Origin of the sequence: Flavobacterium sp. ALD4 (assembly GCF_002836475.1) — a bacterium.
Classification (GTDB): domain Bacteria; phylum Bacteroidota; class Bacteroidia; order Flavobacteriales; family Flavobacteriaceae; genus Flavobacterium.
The window spans coordinates 708,372-728,042 of sequence record NZ_PJBJ01000030.1 but is presented as its reverse complement, the minus strand read 5'-3'; the positions used below and the strand labels follow the sequence as shown (position 1 = coordinate 728,042).

General features: G+C 35.1%; 15 protein-coding genes. 13 read left to right on the top strand and 2 right to left on the bottom strand.

Translation table 11 applies throughout. From position 1 onward, the window contains the following. Positions 1-17 precede the first annotated feature (17 nt). Together CXF59_RS11850 and CXF59_RS11845 are read right to left on the bottom strand one after the other, a co-directional pair. The gene (locus CXF59_RS11850) at positions 18-590 is read right to left on the bottom strand and encodes a 5-formyltetrahydrofolate cyclo-ligase (protein WP_101137973.1); all 573 of its coding nucleotides are present in this window, start codon (positions 588-590) and stop codon (positions 18-20) included. After that, a complete protein-coding gene (locus CXF59_RS11845) occupies positions 580-1,554 on the bottom strand; it encodes a succinylglutamate desuccinylase/aspartoacylase family protein (protein WP_101137972.1) in 975 nt (324 codons plus the stop codon). The genes CXF59_RS11850 and CXF59_RS11845 overlap by 11 nt, the downstream gene beginning before the upstream one ends. Positions 1,555-1,690: 136 nt before the next feature. Between CXF59_RS11845 and uvrC the strand changes: the two genes are divergently transcribed. The 13 genes from uvrC to CXF59_RS11780 all read left to right on the top strand — a co-directional run bounded on the left by uvrC (position 1,691) and on the right by CXF59_RS11780 (position 19,537). After that, positions 1,691-3,490 carry an excinuclease ABC subunit UvrC gene (uvrC, locus tag CXF59_RS11840; protein ID WP_101137971.1) on the top strand — a complete coding sequence of 600 codons (1,800 nt, stop codon included), beginning with the start codon at positions 1,691-1,693 and terminating at the stop codon, positions 3,488-3,490. Positions 3,491-3,548: 58 nt separating this feature from the next. Continuing rightward, on the top strand, positions 3,549-5,750 hold the full coding sequence (locus CXF59_RS11835; protein WP_198554690.1) for a patatin-like phospholipase family protein: 2,202 nt from the start codon (positions 3,549-3,551) through the stop codon (positions 5,748-5,750). A 290-nt stretch (positions 5,751-6,040) separates the two neighbouring features. Beyond that, positions 6,041-7,198 carry a homogentisate 1,2-dioxygenase gene (locus tag CXF59_RS11830; RefSeq protein WP_101137969.1) on the top strand — a complete coding sequence of 386 codons (1,158 nt, stop codon included), beginning with the start codon at positions 6,041-6,043 and terminating at the stop codon, positions 7,196-7,198. A gap of 195 nt (positions 7,199-7,393) precedes the next feature. After that, complete coding sequence (gene hppD, locus CXF59_RS11825) at positions 7,394-8,554, top strand: 4-hydroxyphenylpyruvate dioxygenase (RefSeq protein WP_101137968.1); 1,161 nt, start codon at positions 7,394-7,396, stop codon at positions 8,552-8,554. Positions 8,555-8,845: 291 nt separating this feature from the next. Further along, a complete protein-coding gene (locus CXF59_RS11820) occupies positions 8,846-9,616 on the top strand; it encodes a DUF3108 domain-containing protein (RefSeq protein ID WP_101137967.1) in 771 nt (256 codons plus the stop codon). Further along, on the top strand, positions 9,616-10,551 hold the full coding sequence (locus tag CXF59_RS11815) for a tryptophan 2,3-dioxygenase family protein (protein WP_101137966.1): 936 nt from the start codon (positions 9,616-9,618) through the stop codon (positions 10,549-10,551). Before CXF59_RS11820 ends, CXF59_RS11815 begins: the two co-directional genes overlap by 1 nt. A 25-nt stretch (positions 10,552-10,576) precedes the next feature. Beyond that, positions 10,577-11,809: a peptidoglycan DD-metalloendopeptidase family protein gene (locus tag CXF59_RS11810; protein ID WP_101137965.1), complete on the top strand. Its 1,233-nt coding sequence runs from the start codon at positions 10,577-10,579 to the stop codon at positions 11,807-11,809. A gap of 211 nt (positions 11,810-12,020) precedes the next feature. Next, positions 12,021-13,673 (top strand): glucose-6-phosphate isomerase, encoded by a 1,653-nt coding sequence (pgi, locus tag CXF59_RS11805; protein WP_101137964.1) that lies wholly within the window; start codon positions 12,021-12,023, stop codon positions 13,671-13,673. A gap of 208 nt (positions 13,674-13,881) precedes the next feature. Further along, positions 13,882-14,205 carry a hypothetical protein gene (locus tag CXF59_RS11800; protein WP_157824574.1) on the top strand — a complete coding sequence of 108 codons (324 nt, stop codon included), beginning with the start codon at positions 13,882-13,884 and terminating at the stop codon, positions 14,203-14,205. Between the two features lie 96 nt (positions 14,206-14,301). Beyond that, the gene (locus CXF59_RS11795) at positions 14,302-14,976 is read left to right on the top strand and encodes a hypothetical protein (RefSeq protein WP_101137962.1); all 675 of its coding nucleotides are present in this window, start codon (positions 14,302-14,304) and stop codon (positions 14,974-14,976) included. A 23-nt stretch (positions 14,977-14,999) separates the two neighbouring features. Continuing rightward, positions 15,000-15,602 (top strand): TonB-dependent receptor domain-containing protein, encoded by a 603-nt coding sequence (locus CXF59_RS11790; protein ID WP_157824573.1) that lies wholly within the window; start codon positions 15,000-15,002, stop codon positions 15,600-15,602. A 23-nt stretch (positions 15,603-15,625) separates the two neighbouring features. Next, positions 15,626-15,916, top strand: coding sequence for a TonB-dependent receptor (locus CXF59_RS11785; RefSeq protein ID WP_157824572.1), 291 nt, complete (start codon positions 15,626-15,628; stop codon positions 15,914-15,916). A 393-nt stretch (positions 15,917-16,309) separates the two neighbouring features. Beyond that, positions 16,310-19,537, top strand: a complete 3,228-nt coding sequence (locus CXF59_RS11780) for a TonB-dependent receptor domain-containing protein (RefSeq protein ID WP_232758844.1) — start codon at positions 16,310-16,312, stop codon at positions 19,535-19,537. Positions 19,538-19,671: the final 134 nt, after the last annotated feature.

Sequence of the window (19,671 nt, the reverse complement as noted above, 5' to 3'; positions counted from 1 at the left end):
CGCGAATTTAGGTTTTATTATTCGAACTTATGAATATTATTTGGAGTGATACAATAATCCATCCGGATGTCATCTTCATAAATATCGGTAATCGATTCCTCAGCTTCAAAAAAGGAAAGTCCAATCTTAATGGTTCCGGGACTGCACTCTCCTAGGAACTTATCATAAAAGCCTTTGCCATATCCCACGCGGTGCGCTTGTTTGTCGTATGCCAATAACGGCACAAAAACAACTTCAATTTTATTTGAAGGAACTTCAATTCCATCAACAGGTTCGGGAATGTTATACTCATTTTTCTTGATTTTCGTATTGTCTGTCAAAAGGAAGTGAGTCATCTTACGACTATCAAAATCAGCTTTTGAGATGATTATTTCTTTGTCTTTTCCAGAAAGTAAGTGCAAGATTAATTCAGTATCTACTTCTTTTTGTTCTGTAATGGGTAGAAAAATATGGAAATACCTTTTCTCCCAAATAGGAAGTGTAAGTAAGAGGTTTGTAATAGCCAAACTCATGGTTTCTACATCATTATCAGAAAGTTGACTCCTTAAGGCTTTGTACTTTGTGCGTAATTCCTTTTTGTTACTTTCCATCTCTAATTGTTTTGCTTATGTGGTAAACAGCATCGCCTTGATAAACAATAGGAGAAAGGTTTGCATTGATGATGTAGCCATCGTTAGGGGCGTTTACTTTTCGTTCAAACTCACCAAAAGGATCCGTAATGACAGCAAGAAGGGCGCCTTTATGAACGTAATGGCCTATGCAGCCATTATCGTGTAATAAACCGGAACATTGCGCTCTTATCCAGGACGATTTTTCAATATAAATAGTCTCCGATTCCGGTTCCTCAATACTGTGTTTTGGATCTAACATATCAAGGTGACTCAAAAGTCGTTTTACACCTTGCACTCCGGCATCTGAAACAGATTCGTCAATGTCGAGGGATTTTCCACCTTCAAAAAGTAACATTTTCACGTTCAATTTATGGCTTGCGTTCCTAAATGAACCGGGAACGTTTTTAGAGAATAAAGTAAACGGGGCATTAAAGACATTGGCCAATGTTATTAATTCCGGATTGTTTGGAGCGAGACGAATTTGAGGGGCATTGAATCGGCTGGCGCCTCCTGCATGAAAATCAACTGCGTAATCAACTAATGGCATAATTTCAGTTAGCATGTAATACGCAAAGCGACTGGCAAGAGAGCCATTTTTGCTCCCCGGAAAAACGCGATTCAAGTCTCTGCCATCAGGAAATTTTCTGCTTTTATTAAGAAAACCGAACATGTTAATTATGGGAATGCAAATGATGGTTCCTTTTTTAGGTTTGTTGATTTTCTTCGTGATAAGTTGACGAACAATCTCAACGCCATTGATTTCATCTCCATGAATTCCCGCCGAAAAAAGCACAATGGGACCATCGATTTTAGAACGCCTGACTATTATTGGGATTTTTAGTTCTGCGGTGTTGTGTAGTTTAGCAATTTCCATATCAATTGTTTTGCTTTCGCCTGGCAATATGGATTCTCCTAAAATGATTATGGGCTTTATGTTTTTCATATTGTATTAAAAAAAATCAAAATTAGAGATTATTATTTGTAATTCGTAAATTTGGACTTAAATAGATAAGTTCAAACTAATAAGAATGATATGCATCTCGCTAAATCAAGATGTATCTTTGTGAAATAACATTATAATGCAAAACCCAACTCTAGCACTTCAAATACAAACCTTACCTGATGGTCCCGGTGTATATCAATATTATGATAAGGACGGCAAAATATTGTATGTGGGGAAAGCCAAGAACCTGAAAAAAAGAGTTTCTTCTTATTTCAATAAAATTCATGATACTGCCAAGACGAATGTATTGGTAAAAAAAATTGTAACCATCAAACACATTGTGGTCCCTACGGAAACGGATGCCCTACTGTTAGAGAACAATCTTATAAAAACGTTGCAGCCGCGCTACAATGTATTGTTACGCGATGATAAAAGTTACCCTTGGTTGTGCATAAAAAAAGAGCCTTTTGCACGAATTTTTGCCACCAGGAGAATGGTAAAAGACGGCTCGGAATATTTTGGCCCGTACACTAGTTTTAAAACAGTGAATACGATCCTAGAGCTGATAAAAGAGCTTTATCCATTGAGAACATGTAACTATGATTTAAGTAAATCGAACATAGAAAACGGGAAGTTCAAAGTTTGTCTCGAATATCATATAGGGAATTGTAAAGGGCCTTGTGAGGGGTATGAATCTTTAGAGAATTATCAAAAGCAAGTGGATGCCATTCGAGAAATACTGAAAGGAAATTTTAAAGAAAGCATGAAAGACTTTAAAAGGGTAATGATGGAATTAGCCCAGAATATGTATTTTGAAGAAGCGCAGAAGATAAAAGAGAAAATCGAAGTGCTTGAGAATTATCAGTCGCGCTCCACTATCGTAAATCCAAAAATCACTAATATTGACGTATTCTCGATCGTTTCTGATGAAAGTGCCGCTTACGTGAACTTTTTGCAAATTTCACATGGTTCGATTATTCGCTCCCATACCATGGAAATCAAGAAGAAACTGGAGGAAACGGATGCGGAATTATTAGAATTGGCCATAATAGAGCTCCGAGAGCGTTTCCAGTTATTATCCAGGGAAGTTATTGTTCCGTTTGCGGTAGATTTAGGAGAACATTTAAAAGTGACAGTACCGCAATTAGGAGATAAAAAACAAATTCTGGATCTTTCTGTTCGAAATGCGAAGTTTTACAGAATCGAACAATTGAAACAATTACAAATTGTAGATCCAGATAGGCATACTAATAGAATCATGGCGCAAATGAAAAAAGATCTGCGACTGTCATTTGAACCAAGGCATATTGAATGTTTTGATAATTCAAATATTCAAGGAGCCAATCCAGTTGCTGCTTGTGTGGTTTTTAAGGATGGTAAGGCCAGTAAGAAAGATTATCGTCATTTTAATATTAAAACGGTTGAAGGACCGGATGATTTTGCCTCAATGACCGAAGTGGTGTATCGCAGGTATAAAAGACTGTTAGAGGAGAATCAGCCTTTGCCGCAGTTGATAATTATTGATGGGGGAAAAGGACAACTATCGGCTGCGCTAAAAAGCATCGATGATTTAGGATTGAGAGGAAAAATAGCGATAATTGGTATAGCCAAAAGACTGGAAGAATTATTTTACCCTGGAGATTCGGTTCCTTTGTATTTAGATAAAAAATCAGAAACGTTGAAAGTAATTCAGCAATTGCGAAATGAAGCGCATCGATTTGGAATCACGCATCACAGAGACCAAAGGAGTAAAGCAGCGTTAAATTCTTCGATAGAATCTATCCCCGGGATTGGCGAAAAAACCATGTTAGCGTTAATACAACATTTTAAAAGTGTCAAAAGATTGAAATTAGCAACAGAAAAGGAGATTTCGGATGTTATAGGTGCTTCAAAAGCCAAAAAAATTGTCGACTTTTACAAAATGGTAACTGAATGACTTTAAGTGAAATATTAATTAAATAAACAGCAACGCCATTAAAAACTCCATGCTTTTTATGAAAAAACAGAGCCTCTTACTTTTTTTTTTATTTAGTTGTTTGACCTTGTTTTCACAAGAACAGGACAGACCGAAAATAGGCTTGGTTTTAAGCGGCGGCGGTGCCAAAGGTTTTGCGCATATAGGGGTTTTGAAAGTCCTTGAAGAAGCAGGTTTAAAAATCGATTACATTGGAGGAACGAGTATGGGTTCAGTGGTTGGGGGGCTTTATGCCTCAGGATATACCGCAGCTCAAATTGATTCTATTTTTCAATCGACAAATTTTGATGAATTGATAAGTGATTTTATTCCAAGGTCTTCTAAGAACTTTTATGAAAAAAGAAATGATGAATTGTATGCACTTGTTTTACCATTCAATAATTTTAAAATTGGAATACCAGAAGCACTTTCTAAAGGGATGTATAATTTTAATTTATTAAGTAGAATTACAAGGCACGTAAGGCATGTAAGGGACTTTAATGAATTACAAATTCCTTTTTTATGCATGGCTACTGATATAGAAACAGGGGAAGAGGTTTTGTTAAATAAAGGGAGTCTGGCAGAAGCTATGATGGCAAGCTCCGCATTTCCTTCCTTATTTTCTCCGTTAGAAATAGAGGGTAGACTTTTAGTAGATGGAGGAGTGACTAATAATTACCCTATCGATGAAGTAAGAAAGCTTGGTGCAGATATAATAATTGGTGTAGACGTGCAAGACGATTTAAGAGATAGAAATTCTCTCAAAGATGCTACAAAAATTTTGGTACAAATTACAAATCTTCATTCGATAGAAAAAATGAAGGACAATATAAGAAAAACTGATATTTACATTAAACCGGATATTCAAGATTACGGTGTGATATCATTTGATAAAGGAAAAGAAATCATTGTAAAAGGCGAGGAGGCAACATTTGCAGTGTATGAAAAAATAGAAGCATTAGTAGGTGATTCAAATAAATATCAAAAGCCCAAATTAAAAATCGTAACAGATAGTTTACAGTTAGTAAAGATAAACTGTAATGAATTAGATAATTATACTAAAGATTATGTGGAAGGGAAACTAAGATTTAAACCTTGGGCTAAAATCACTTATAAGCAGTTAGAAGCGGGTATAAATAATATCAATGCGACAGAAAACTTCAGAACCATTAATTATACGCTAGAAGCAAACGAGCTAGGGGATGATTTAAATCTCACGTTAAAAGAAAACACAACAAAATCGTATTTAAAATTCGGGTTGCATTATGATGGCTTGTTTAAGAGTGCTGTTTTGGTCAACTTAACTCGTAAAAAAACGTTATTTAAAAATGATGTTGCATCGCTGGATGTTGTGCTAGGAGATAACTTCAGGTATAATTTTGGCTATTATATTGAAAATGGTTACAATTTAAGTTTTGGATTTAAATCCTATTTTAATCAATTCAATAAAAACATAGCCAGAGAAATAAGCACTTTAGATTTTGATGTTTTGGGAGTGAATTCAATCAATGTTGATTTTTCGGACATGACAAATCAAGTTTATTTTCAATCTTTATTTGTGCAAAAATTTCTTATCGGAGGAGGGTTAGAGTATAAGCTTTTAAAAATTAAATCAGGAACATTGGCTAATAGTAATCCTGTGATCGATAAAAGTGATTACTTAAGTCTTTTTGCTTACATGAATTATGATTCATTTGACGATAAGTATTTTCCTAAACAAGGGTGGTATTTTTCTGGAGACATACAGTCTTTTTTAGTTTCTTCTGACTATACAAATATGTTTAACCAGTTTTCTATTGCAAAAACTGATTTTGGATTCGCGGCTACAATCCTTAAAAACACAACGCTTAAAATTCAAACAGAAGCTGGGTTTTCATTTGGAAATGATAGTGTTACATTTTTCAACTTTGTACTTGGAGGATACGGCTACAATCAAATCAATAATTTCAGGCATTTTTATGGATATGATTTTTTGAGTATAGCAGCTAATAGTTATATTAAGTCGACAGGGACCATTGATTATGAGTTTTATAAAAAAAATCATTTGAATTTTTCTGCAAATTTCGCGAACCTGGGAGACCGGTTGTTTGAATCCGTTGGATGGGTTTCGCTGCCTAAATATTCAGGTTATGCAGTTGGTTATGGTTTAGAAACGATCATTGGCCCAATAGAAATTAAACATACATGGTCTCCGGAAACCAAAAAAGGGTATACATGGTTTAGTGTTGGATTTTTATTTTAAATTTAATATATATCAATATAAATCCCGATATTTGTTATAATGAAAACTAAATGGCTAGGTTTATTGGATTATCTTCAATTCTTCATCAAGAGAAATCCTGAGTAAGAGGTCAATTAGATAATGAGGTCAATTAGGAAATTAGATAATATATTTAAGTTGTTTAATTGGATTTTATTAATTGGGAAAATGGTCTAATTATGTCATTATCTAAGTCTGTAATATCGGTTTAATTAGAAAAGGTGTTTAATTTTCTAATTATTTTATTTCTAATCTTCTAATTTAAATTTATTATGCCGTTTTATCATAAATTAGGGACTTTCCCTCAAAAAAGACACACACAATTTGAAAAACTTGAAGGAGGTTTTTATTACGAGCAACTTTTTGGAACAGAAGGGTTTAGCGGTAATTCTGCCTTGTTGTACCATGTTCACCGACCTACACAAGTAAAAGAAATTCTTAAGTCCTATTCTGTAGAGCCTAAAATTGCCATTGGCAAAAACATTAAATCCTTATTGCTAAAGGGATTTGATCTAAAACCAGAAGATGATTTTCTCGACAGTCGAAAAGCACTACTTGTCAACAAAGACTGCACTATAGGGTTAGCGGCACCACAGAAATCATTGCGTGATTATTTTTATAAAAATGCGGATGCTGATGAAATGATCTTCATTCACAAAGGCAAGGGGAAATTACGTACTATGATGGGAAATATCCCGTTTGAGTATGGAGATTACCTCATTATCCCAAGGGGGGTTATATATCAAATTGATTTTGATACAGCGGTCAATCGATTGCTGTATGTAGAATCTTTTGCGCCAATTTATACGCCAAAACGATACAAAAATGAGTCGGGGCAACACTTAGAACATGCTCCATTTTGTGAGCGTGATTTTATTTTGCCAACGGAGCTCGAGACTCATGATGAAAAAGGCGATTTTCTTATTAAAATTAAAAAAGAAGGAATGATACATGAGGTAGTTTATGCCACTCACCCTTTTGATGTAGTGGGTTGGGATGGCTATAATTATCCATACGGATTTAGCATTCATAATTTTGAACCAATAACAGGACGTGTTCACCAACCGCCACCAGTGCATCAAACATTTGAAACATCCGCCTTTGTGATCTGTTCTTTTGTGCCAAGGATGTATGATTACCATCCAAAATCAGTTCCCGCTCCTTACAATCATAGTAATGTAGATAGTGATGAGGTACTGTATTATGTTGACGGTGATTTCATGAGTAGAAATAACATTGAACAGGGGCATATCACACTACACCCAAAAGGGATTCCACACGGTCCTGCACCGGGAGCGATGGAAAGAAGCATCGGTCATAAGGAAACACATGAGTTGGCCGTAATGGTTGATACTTTTAGGACGCTTATGGTAACAGAAGAAGCGATGGGAATTGATGATGGTGAGTACTATAAATCTTGGGTTGAGTAAGTCATTGTATGGAAGCACACAAACTCACTTAGTATGTCAATTTAAATAAGGAGCTTTTTCCTGCTATTCGTTACAATCTTTTTTCGGTTAAAAAACCTCAAAAAAGGATTTTCACTGTTATCAGGGCTAGGCTTTAGAACAATCAACAACATTTTCGGTCATAATAAAAAACCGAATTATAAAAAATATATAAAAATGGATAAAGAAGTAAAATCAGTAGAATACGGACTGGAAAAAATATTTGAAGGAGCACAAGATTTCCTTCCTTTATTAGGAACCGATTATGTAGAATTCTATGTAGGAAATGCAAAACAATCAGCACACTATTATAAAACGGCTTTCGGGTACCAGTCATTAGCCTACGCAGGTTTAGAGACAGGAGTGAAAGATCGGACTTCTTATGTGTTGATGCAAGACAAGGTGCGAATCGTTCTTACTACACCTTTAACTCAAGACTCTCCTATAAATGACCATTTGAGAAAGCATGGAGATGGAGTGAAAGTAGCTGCTCTTTGGGTGGAAGATGCCACTAGTGCTTACGAAGAAACAATGAAGCGTGGTGCTCGTTCTTTTATGGAGCCTACAGTTGAAAAAGATGAATTTGGTGAAGTGGTGCGCTCGGGGATTTATACCTACGGAGAAACCGTTCATATTTTTGTTGAGCGTAAAAATTACAAGGGTATCTTCTTGCCGGGTTATAAAGAATGGAAATCTGATTACAATCCAGAGCCAACCGGATTAAAATACATTGACCATATGGTTGGGAATGTAGGTTGGAATGAAATGAATACCTGGGTTAAGTTCTATGAAGATGTAATGGGGTTTGTGAATTTCCTTTCTTTTGATGACAAACAAATTAACACAGAATATTCAGCCTTGATGAGTAAGGTAATGAGCAACGGAAACGGACGCATTAAGTTTCCAATCAATGAACCTGCAGAAGGTAAGAAAAAATCGCAAATTGAGGAGTACCTTGATTTTTATGGTGGACCGGGAATACAACATATTGCCATTGCAACCGATGATATCATTAAAACAATAAGTCAGCTAAAAGCCAGAGGTGTGGAATTTTTGTCTGCTCCACCTCATACATATTATCAAGCGATTCCAGAACGATTGGGAGACCACATGAAAATGATGAAGGAGGATTTAAATGAAATAGAGAAGCTGGCTATAATGGTAGATGCAGATGAAGAAGGGTATCTATTGCAAATCTTCACAAAACCAGTGCAAGACAGACCGACTTTGTTTTTTGAAATTATTCAACGAATGGGGGCCAAAGGCTTCGGGGCGGGTAATTTCAAAGCGTTGTTTGAGTCTATAGAGAGAGAGCAAGCATTGCGAGGAACGCTGTAAAAACCTATTTTTTTTACATTATGTTAAAAAATAAAGGACGAACAACATGTGATTTTATTGATGATGTGTTAAACTTCATTTTTTGTTTAAAAATGTAGTTTTGTTAACTACCTTTGCACTCGCAAAAAGGAAGGGGTGGTTTCCTTCCGTATTGATATAAATTTCATAATTTATAGTTTTTTGGTTAGTTAATAGCATAAAAACTCAGTCATTATTTGACTGAGTTTTTTTGTTTTAATATATTTGGAACAGAATTTGCAAGTTCAGTTAATGAAACAGACAAAGTAAGTTATGAAAAAATATATACTATTCTTATTATTGATATTAACGGTAAGTTTCGATGCTCCTCAAGAAGACGCTTACGATGTAGGTGAATGGTTTAAATTCCGAATCCATTATGGTTTTGTAAATGCTGGGTATGCAACGCTGGAGGTCAAAGACGCCGTAGTAAACAATAAAAAAACGTTCCATGTTGTAGGTAAAGGATATACGACAGGAATGTCTCGCTTTTTTTTCAAAGTGGACGACTTGTATGAAAGTTATATCGATAAGGAATCCGGTAATCCCCTAAAGTATTTGAGGAAGATCAATGAAGGAGGGTATATTAAAAATCAAGAAGGTTTTTTTAATCAATCAGCCAGTAGTGTTTTGGTGAAAGATTATAAAAACAGAAACGAAAAAACTTTTGTCACTCCAAAAAATACTCAAGACATCTTATCTGCATTTTATTATTTGAGGAATTATCCTAATATTGATAAAATCAATCAAGGAGAGTCTATTGTCATTAATATGTTTATTGATGATGAAACCACAAAATTTAAGTTAAAGTTTGTAGGTCGTGAAGATATTACGACTAAATTTGGTGTTGTGTCATCCATGGTCTTTAAACCTTTGGTGCAATCAGGTCGTGTTTTTAAAGAACAGGAGAGTCTAACGGTTTGGATTTCAGACGACGACAACAGGTTACCTATTCGAATAAAAGCTGATTTAGCAGTAGGGTCAATAAAAGCGGACTTGGATGAATTTAAAGGACTGAACAATCCATTTAAAATAAAAAGATAATGAACATTAGTCAGAATGCAGAAGCTATTTTAAACGAAATTGAGAAAAAATATGCATCCATAGACCAAAAAACAGAAACGCACTTAGAAGGCTTACTTTGGTCCAAACCAATAACGTATTGGGACTATATCCAGACCGATGCCTTATTAAATATACAAACTCAGAGGACAACACTTCCGGATGAAATGGTTTTTATAATGTATCATCAAGTGAATGAATTGATATTCAAGATGATTCTTTGGGAAATGAATCAAATTGCCTATTGTCAAAATATTAAAACTGATTTCTTCGCAGAAAGATTAATGAGAATCAGTCGGTATTTTGATATGCTCACCACCTCTTTCAGTATTATGGAAAATGGTATGGAAGTGGAACAATATATGAAGTTCAGGAACACCTTGACTCCTGCTAGTGGTTTTCAAAGTGCCCAGTACAGATTAATTGAATTTTCTTCTACTGACTTGATTAACCTTATTGATAATAGGTACAGAGGCTCTATCGATAGAGATACTCCTTACGAACATGCTTTTGAACATTTATATTGGCAAGCCGCGGGTAAAGACTACGCAACAGGCAAGAAGTCGTACTTGTTAGAAGAATTTGAAAGAAAATACAAAAAAACCTTCTTGGACCACATGGAAGAGTACAACTCCATTAATATCTGGCAGAAATTCAAACAACTTCCAGATGGCGACCAGAAAAACCCTGAGTTGATAAAAGCGATGCGTCATTTTGACCATACCGTTAATATCACCTGGGTCATGCAGCATTTGAATGTTGCCATTAAATATATTGACCAAAGCGGAAAAGGTACTGGAGAGGCAACGGGAGGAAGTGATTGGAGAAAATACATGCACCCAAAATACCAGCGAAGGATATTCTTTCCAGAGTTGTGGAGCGCTGAGGAATTGGCAAATTGGGGTGTAGAAATATAAGTTGAATTAAAAAACAAAATACGGTTTGAAGAAAGTATTAATTATTTTAATAGTATTAACATCAATACTATCATGCAATGAATCCAATGATAAACCAGAAGCAAAGACTAAAGTTAAAACCGTTAAACCGATAGCAGAGAATTCTGATTTTGGATTTAATTATTCTGAATTTAATGTCGTTCAGGATACCATTAAAAGGGGAGATAATTTTGGTACAATTATAAGTAAACAAAACATCGGCGACCGAAAAGTGTTCGAGATCGTAAAAAGCGTGAGGGATACTTTTAATGTTCGTTACATTAGACCTAACAGAGCTTACACGATGCTTAGGTCAAAAGATAAAACAAATAAGCTACAGGTTTTTGTGTATCAACCAGATGCTTTGAACTACTATGTATTCGATTTTCGTGATACTACGATAGTGGCTTATAAAAAAACGAGACCAATTACTATCAGAAGACGAACTATAGGCGGCGTTTTAAAAGGGTCGTTATCTGAAACTCTTGGGAATGCCGGAGTAGAGGCTGCTTTAGCGAGTAGAATCACAAAAATATATTCATGGTCTATTGACTTTTTTAAACTAAAGAAAGGGGATCGTTTTGCCGTTACTTTTACGGAAAGATTTATTAATGATTCTGTTTATAATGGCGTTGAGGATCTGGAAGCTTCGTTTTTCGAATATAAGGGAAAAATTATTTATGCCTTCCCATATGTTCAAAATGCCGCCTCTGGGCAAGTAGGGTATTACGACGAGGATGGAAAAACCTTAAAAAATTTCTTTCTTAAAACACCTATTAAATTCAGCAGATTGACTTCCCGGTTTTCCATGAATAGGTATCATCCTGTACAGCACAGATGGAAAGCACATAAAGGAACCGATTATGCCGCACCAAGAGGAACGCCAATTACTACTACTGCTTCAGGCACGGTGGAAAGAACAGGGTATACTGCAGGAAACGGTAACTATGTCAAAGTGAAACACAATGGGACGTATTCGACTCAATACTTACACATGTCAAAAATTTTGGTTCGACGTGGTCAACATGTAAATCAAGGAGATGTTATTGGTAGGGTCGGTAGTACAGGTCTGGCGACGGGACCTCATGTATGTTATCGTTTTTGGAAAAACGGAAGACAAGTTGATGCCCTAAAGTTAAAATTACCAGGAGGAGAGCCAATGAGAAGTGCTAATAGAGCTCGTTTTTTAACGACTATTGAGCCGTTGAAGTTTGAGTTAGACAGCGTTGGTAATTTATAAATTAATGGGTTTCCTTTGAGTTAATTTATGATAAGATGATTTATTAGGGAGGGCCATTATTTATATTAAATAATGGCCCTCCCTTCTTTTTTACGATGATAATATCTTTTCAATTCCCGCTAAATTGTGATATAAATTAAAAGGGTTAAGCAATTAAAACTAATTTCAGTATTTTTGCCAAAACAGGATTAATACTTGAATTAAAATAAAAATGGCTTTAAATACAATAAACCCCACAAATACAGCGTCTTGGAAAAATCTACAAAAGCACTTTGATGATATGCGAAATGCCACGATGCAGGAGATGTTTCAAGTGGATGTTAGTAGAACAGCAAAGTTTCACCTGAAATGGAATGATTTTCTAATAGATTATTCAAAAAATATTATCAATCAAGAAACAATAGACCTTTTATTGGAATTGGCAAATGAGGTTGGTCTAAAAAAGGCAATTTCGGATTATTTTGCCGGGGAGATAATTAATCAAACTGAAAACAGAGCGGTGCTTCATACTGCTTTAAGAGCAAAAGAATCAGCGGTTATAAATGTAAACGGGCAAAATGTAGTTCCTGAAATTTATGATGTAAAAAGAAAGGTTAAAGCTTTTTCGAATGAAATAATAGCAGGAGAAAGAACGGGATACACAGGGAAGCCTTTCACTGATATTGTAAATATTGGTATTGGGGGTTCTGATTTAGGTCCGGCGATGGTTGTTGAAGCATTGCAGTTTTATAAAAATCAGTTTAATGTTCATTTTGTTTCGAATATAGATGGAGATCATGTAAATGAAATCATAAAGAAGCTGAATCCTGAAACAACCCTTTTTGTTGTTGTTTCTAAAACGTTTACAACTCAAGAGACGTTAACAAACTCCGAAACCATCAAAGAATGGTTTTTATCTAAGGAATTTGGAACAACGCAAGAAGATATAGCCAAACATTTTGTGGCTGTCTCCACCAATATTCAAAAGGTGACTGAATTTGGAATTAATTCAGAAAATGTTTTCCCGATGTGGGATTGGGTTGGCGGTCGTTTTTCATTATGGAGTGCCGTTGGGTTAACCATAAGTTTAGCGATAGGCTTTGATAATTTTGATGAATTGTTAAGTGGTGCAAATGAAATGGATGACCATTTTAAAACGGCTGATTTTGATCAGAATATGCCGGTTGTTCTTGCCTTGTTGAGTATCTGGTACAATAATTTTTTTGGAGCGGAGAGCGAAGCGTTGATTCCTTACACACAATATCTTCAAAAACTAGCTCCTTATTTACAACAGGGAACAATGGAAAGTAATGGTAAAAGTGTGGGTAGAGACGGGATACCTGTTAACTACGAGACTGGAACTATTATTTGGGGAGAACCCGGAACTAATGCGCAACATGCTTTTTTCCAGTTAATTCATCAAGGAACGAAGTTAATCCCTTCAGATTTCATTGGATTTGTAAAACCGTTGTATGGCGATGAAGAGCATCATGATAAACTGATGTCTAATTATTTTGCACAAACGGAAGCTCTAATGCACGGAAAAACAGCAGAAAAGGTAAAGGCTGAATTTGATAAACAAGGACTTGATGCCGAGAGAGCAAAATTCCTATTGCCTTTTAAAGTTTTTGCAGGAAATAAGCCTACGAACACCATCTTAATTGAAAAATTGACTCCAAAAGCATTAGGGTCTTTAATCGCATTGTACGAACATAAGATTTTTGTGCAAGGAGTGATTTGGAATATTTTTAGTTTTGATCAATGGGGAGTGGAGCTTGGAAAGCAACTGGCCAACTCTATTCTAGAAGAACTTAATTCGAAAGAAATAAGCAATCACGATAGTTCAACTTCATTTCTTTTGGATTATTATTTGAAGAATAAATAGAATTGTGAGGTTAAAGGAAAGAGTTGGAATTATATTTCTTTTAATTTTTCACTAAAACCGATATGATGTAGAGCTCTTGTTTTTCAAAAACAGGGGCTTTTGTTTTATAATAATAAAAACGGCTGATAACAAAGAGGGTGGAACGGTCAGTTCTACTTTTGGGAATAATTATTATTTTAAATATAAAGCCACTTATTCCAAAAGAAAAATGGCCAATGGACTTTCGGCTGTAGTACTATTTAGCCAAACTCGTGGTGACGGTTACGTTGATGGAACTCAATTTAGAGCAAAAAATTACTTTATTGGCTTAGGCTATGAATTAAATCTTAAAAATAGTTTTCAGTTTATTTTTACTGGTAGTACTTACTGGCATGATCAAAAAACTACCAACATCTCTATTGCAGACTATTTGAAATATGGAGCTAGCGGTGAACCAAATAGAAAGCTAAATATAGATGTCGAATATTTAAATGGCGAAGCGTTCAACATGAGAACGAACTATTATCATAAGCCGGTGGCGTCATTCAGCTAGGGCTTTGAAATATCCGAGGAAACGAAGCTTTCTGCGGTTTTATACGGTTCGTGGGCAGGCGGTGGTGGAACATCAGATAGCGGAGGAATAAGAGGGTTGCAATACACGGATGATAATTTTGCAAACAGTGACGGAAGTCGTGATTATGATAAGATTTACGCATGGAACAGTGGTAATGCTATTTTAATTAACGGAGTTCGTCAAACTAGGATTTTGACTAATGGATTGTATATAAACTCTGATGAGTCCGGAAGAACGGGTTCGGGTACTGCGGCAAATCCGTATGCGTACAATAATGCAACAGGTATCACTAAGGCTGCTTATACGAATTTGCATAACTGGTATGACGGGGCGGCAAGTTTAAATACAAAAATTGCTGAAGGGATCACGTTAGATGTCGGAGTGGATTTAAGAACTTATAAAGGAAGTCACTTTCGTGTTTTAAATGATTTATTAGGAGGGGATGCCTATAGAGATAATTTAACGGATTCCGATGGAGATATTAATGCTCCGCAACCTAATATTATTACAAATACCTATCGTGTAAGGCCAAGTATTAATCCATTTTGGAATTCAGATTATCAGGAAAAGATAACTTGTGATACAGACAGTAAAATAAATTGGTTAGGGGCATTTGCTCAATTAGAGTATTCTAAAAACAATTTAACTGCCTTTGTACAAGGTGCCTTTTCCAAGAAGTCTTCAAAAGAATTGATTATTTTAGATTTACAGACGCAAGTGGAAATCAAGAAACCGATTTCAAGAAAATAGTGGGTGGAAACATTAAAGCGTGCTTGAATTATAATATTAATGAGAATCATAATCTATTTGTGAATTCAGGGTATTATTCAAAACAACCTTTTATGTATGCGGTATATCCTTTTGGTAGAAATTATGTAAATGATAATTTAACCAACGAAAAAATTGTAGGTATGGAATCAGGGTACGGATTTCATTCTTCAAAATTCACTACAAATCTAAACTTATACAGAACGACCTGGAAAGACCGTTTTCAGACTGTGGGCGATCGTACTGTAGTTGCGGGTACTTTAGAAAACCCTAATGGTTATTTTTTATATGAGGGTTTAAGTAAAACGCATCAGGGGGTAGAGTTAGACTTCAATTTTAAGCCTATAAATAAATTGATGGTCAACGGTATGTTGTCTTATGGCAATTGGTTTTATAACGGAAATGCGACAAGTACGAGATATACTCTTTCCAATCAATTATTTGGAGCAGGTGCAAACGTATTGTATTTGGATAAAGTTAAAGTGGGTAATGCGGCGCAAAGTACAGCGGCAATTGGTGCAACTTATGAGCTGGTAAAAAGGGTGAAAATAGATGCGAACTATCTTTATGCTACCAATTTATATGCTGATTTTATCCAACATATTTAACAAGTGTATCAGATAAAGGCTCTTTGAAATTGCCGTCGTATGGTTTAGTTGATGCCGGTGTCTCTTATAAGTTGCTATTGGGTCAAAATAGAGGTGACTCGGTTCTTTTTAGATTAAATGTGAATAACGTTTTGGATGCGGTTTATATCTCAGAATCAAAAACGGATATCATAAAAAGTCAGACGGATTTTGATACCGCTGTCTCATACCAAACGTATAAGGATGCTCAACTGTTTAAGGGAATTGATACGTCCAATAATGTAAATTTTGGTTTCGGAAGAACATGGAATTATAGCTTGTTTTACAATTTCTAAAAAAACAATAAAGGAGGTTCGGCTGCATTTGTTTTGGATTGTTTTTGAAGAAATAAGTTGCCTTTTTTACAGGTGTAAAGATCTGATTTTAAGTAAAAAAAAGGTCCTTTCACTTTTATCGTATTCCTATTAATTTTTCATTTAATTAAAAGTATTAATTATTAAAATTAATTAAAATTATTAATTCCGTACTAATTAAGCAAAATAAATGAAATTAGTAGTTTTTATTTATCCAAAATCAATAAAACGAAAGTTTTTTCTTAACACTGTGTTAACCTTTTTAGTTAAAATTGTTATAATTTTGGCAAAAATAACAAAAAACAAAAAATGGAGACAATGAAAAAAATTAATCGGCTTTTATTACTGACTGTAACATTATTATGTTCTTCAGTTATGATGGCTCAGGTCACTTCATCTAGTATTATTGGGAGAGTTACAGATGCTGTAGGACCTCTTGTAGGCGTAACAGTAATTGCAACTCATACTCCTTCAGGCACCACCTACGGTAGTGTAACAAATTCCGAAGGAAATTACAATTTACCAGGGATGCGTGTTGGTGGCCCTTACAGTGTTGAAGTATCTTATCTTGGATATGGTAAAAACACAACTAATAATATTACGATTAGGCTAGGTTCAGCTTATCTTCATAATGTTATTTTAAATGAGGAAAATGTTTTTTTAGATCAAGTTGTTATTTCTACAAAGAGAACAAAGTTTTCAGGAGATAAAACAGGAGCAACAACCAACATATCTAATGCGCAAATAACGGCTATGCCAACAATTAATAGGAGTATTACTGATATTGCTCGTCTTTCTCCATATGCTAATGGAATGAGCATTGCTGGTGGAGACGGTCGTTCGACTAACTTTACAATTGATGGCGCTAACTTTAACAACAACTTTGGATTGAGTTCTAGCCTACCAGGTGGAGGAAGTCCAATTTCAATAGATGCTATTGAAGAAATTCAAGTAGTAATAGCTCCTTTTGATGTGCGTCAATCTAATTTTATTGGTGGTGGTATCAATGCTATAACTAAATCGGGAACTAACAAATTTAAAGGTACTGCTTATACTTATTTCACCAACCAAGATATGCGAGGCAATAAAATTGGCGATGCTGATTTTGGATTACGCCCTGAGGCATCAACAACAACTAAAGGTTTCACTTTTGGAGGTCCAATTATTAAAAATAAATTATTCTTTTTTGTTAATGCAGAATCTATAGTTCGTCCAGGACAAGTTGTTAATTGGAGACCTTCAGAAGATGGTGTTGCAAACCTTGATTTATTACTTTCACGCACTAGTATTGCGGATATGGAAAGGGTGAAAGAGCATTTAAGTACTAACTATGGCTATGATGCAGGTTCATATAGTGATTATCCTGCTGATGAAACTAATAAAAAAATTCTTGTACGTCTTGACTGGAATATCAACGATGCAAACAAATTGAGTGTGCGTTATAACCATACTAAAAACCAAGGATGGAGCCCAACTAATGGTAACTCAACAGATGCTGGTGTCCGTAACAGAGCAATGGATCGTATATCACAATATTCCATGGCTTTTTCTAATTCTATCTATTCTACGGATAACATTGTGAATTCACTTTCATTAGATTTAAATAGTAGATTTTCAGATAAGTTTTCAAATCAGCTCCTTATTACATCTTCAAAAATACAAGATGCACGTGGTTCAAATTCTTCTCCTTTTCCGTTTATTGATATCATGAATGGGGTAACAACAGCTGGAGCACAGGTTCTTGAACCTTATATATCTGCTGGCTATGAGCTATTTACTTGGAATAATGCCGTTAACAACAACACATTCACAATTACAGATAATTTGACCTATTATTTAGATAACCATAAAATAACAGGTGGTCTAAGTTTTGAGCACCAGTTGGCAAATAATTCTTATATGAGAAATGGGACAGGTTATTATCGTTATGCTAGTGTTGATGATTTTATAAATCAAGCTGCTCCAAGAGACTTTGCGCTGACTTATGGTTACGATGGCGAGTTAAATCCAACTGCTGAAGTTGCTTTCAATCAATTTGGAGTTTATCTTCAGGATGATTGGGATGTTAATCCTAACTTTAAGTTGTCTTATGGGATCCGTGCCGATTATTTGAAGTATGAAGATAATATTCTAAGAAATAACTCTATTTATGACCTAGATTTTGGTGGAAGAAAAATTGATACTGGTAAATGGCCAGATGCCAATGTTCAGTTCTCTCCAAGAGTTGGTTTTTCATGGGATATAAAAGGAGATCAATCAATGAAACTTCGTGGAGGAACTGGTATTTTTTCTGGAAGATTGCCATTGGTTTTTTTCACCAACATGCCAACCAACTCAGGTATGGTTCAGGGAAGTTATGCAGCTACTACCACATATAATTTCGATGGTTCTGTGAAAAAGGTTGATCCAGCCTTAGCGGGTTTAGCAGGCCCAATGATTACTGATGTAAATGAAATGATTCAAAGATTAAATTTGCCAAATACAATTACTCCTGAGGATGGTGTTTTACCACGCGATATTAATGGTGTAGATCCTAATTTTAAAATGCCACAAGTATGGAAATCTTCTCTAGCCTTAGATTACCAAGTTCCTGTTTCTTTCCCATTATCAGTTACTGTTGAAGGAATTTATACAAAAACTATGAATGGTGTGATGCTTAAAAACTATGATTTAAAGCAGCCAGATTCCACATGGGATCGTTTTTCTGGTGCTGATGACAGGTATGTTTACCCAGCTAGGGCAGATATTAGTTATAATAGAAGAAATGCATACGTGTTATCAAACACAAGCAAAGGTTTTAGTACTATAGGAAATATTACAGTTAATTCAGAACCAATAGAGGATTTGAAATTAATGGCAGCATATACTTATACTGAATCTCAGGAGATTTCTGGCATGCCTGGTAGTAATGCACGTTCTGCATATGATGGATTAGTTACAGTTAATGGGCCACATTTGCCAGACCTTCAACGTTCTCAATATGTGGTGCCAAGCAAAGTAATTGCATCTGTATCGTATAAACTTCCTTGGTCAAATGATATTTTAAAATCTGCTTCTTTTATTAATTTGTTCTATTCAGGTTACTCTCCTTACGGAAATAGCTTTACGTATTCGAATGATATGAACGGAGATGGCATTGCTGCAGATTTAATTTACATACCAAAAGCGAAAGGGGATATTAAATTCATCGACACTGCTAGCGAAGATGCATTCTTTAACTTTATGGAACAAGATAGCTATTTGAAAGCGAATAAAGGTAAATATGCTGAAGCCAATGCTGCCCTTAGCCCGTGGGTTAATAGTTTTGACTTAAGATTATTACGTGAATATTATTTTAAAGTAGGTGGAAGAACTAATACGCTACAATTTAGTATGGATTTTATAAATGTAGGGAATATGTTAAATTCAGAATGGGGTGTTGATAAAAACAACAATATCTCTGGTAGGGGTCAAATTTTAAAATATGAGGGAAAAGATGCTAACAATGTTCCTTCTTACTCATTTAATAAAGTTAGTGGTGAATACCCAGTTAGTACATACGATTATAACTCAACCTTTACTCAAACGTGGAGACTTCAAGTAGGAGCTAGGTATTCTTTCTAAGTAAAAAGTATTTTTTTTAATAATTTACTGGAAACTAACTTTAGTTAGAATGTTGAAATTAATTCATGTTTGAATTTTTAAACCAATTAAATGTCAAAACCACGCTTTAAAGCGTGGTTTTTTTTATGCTTTCT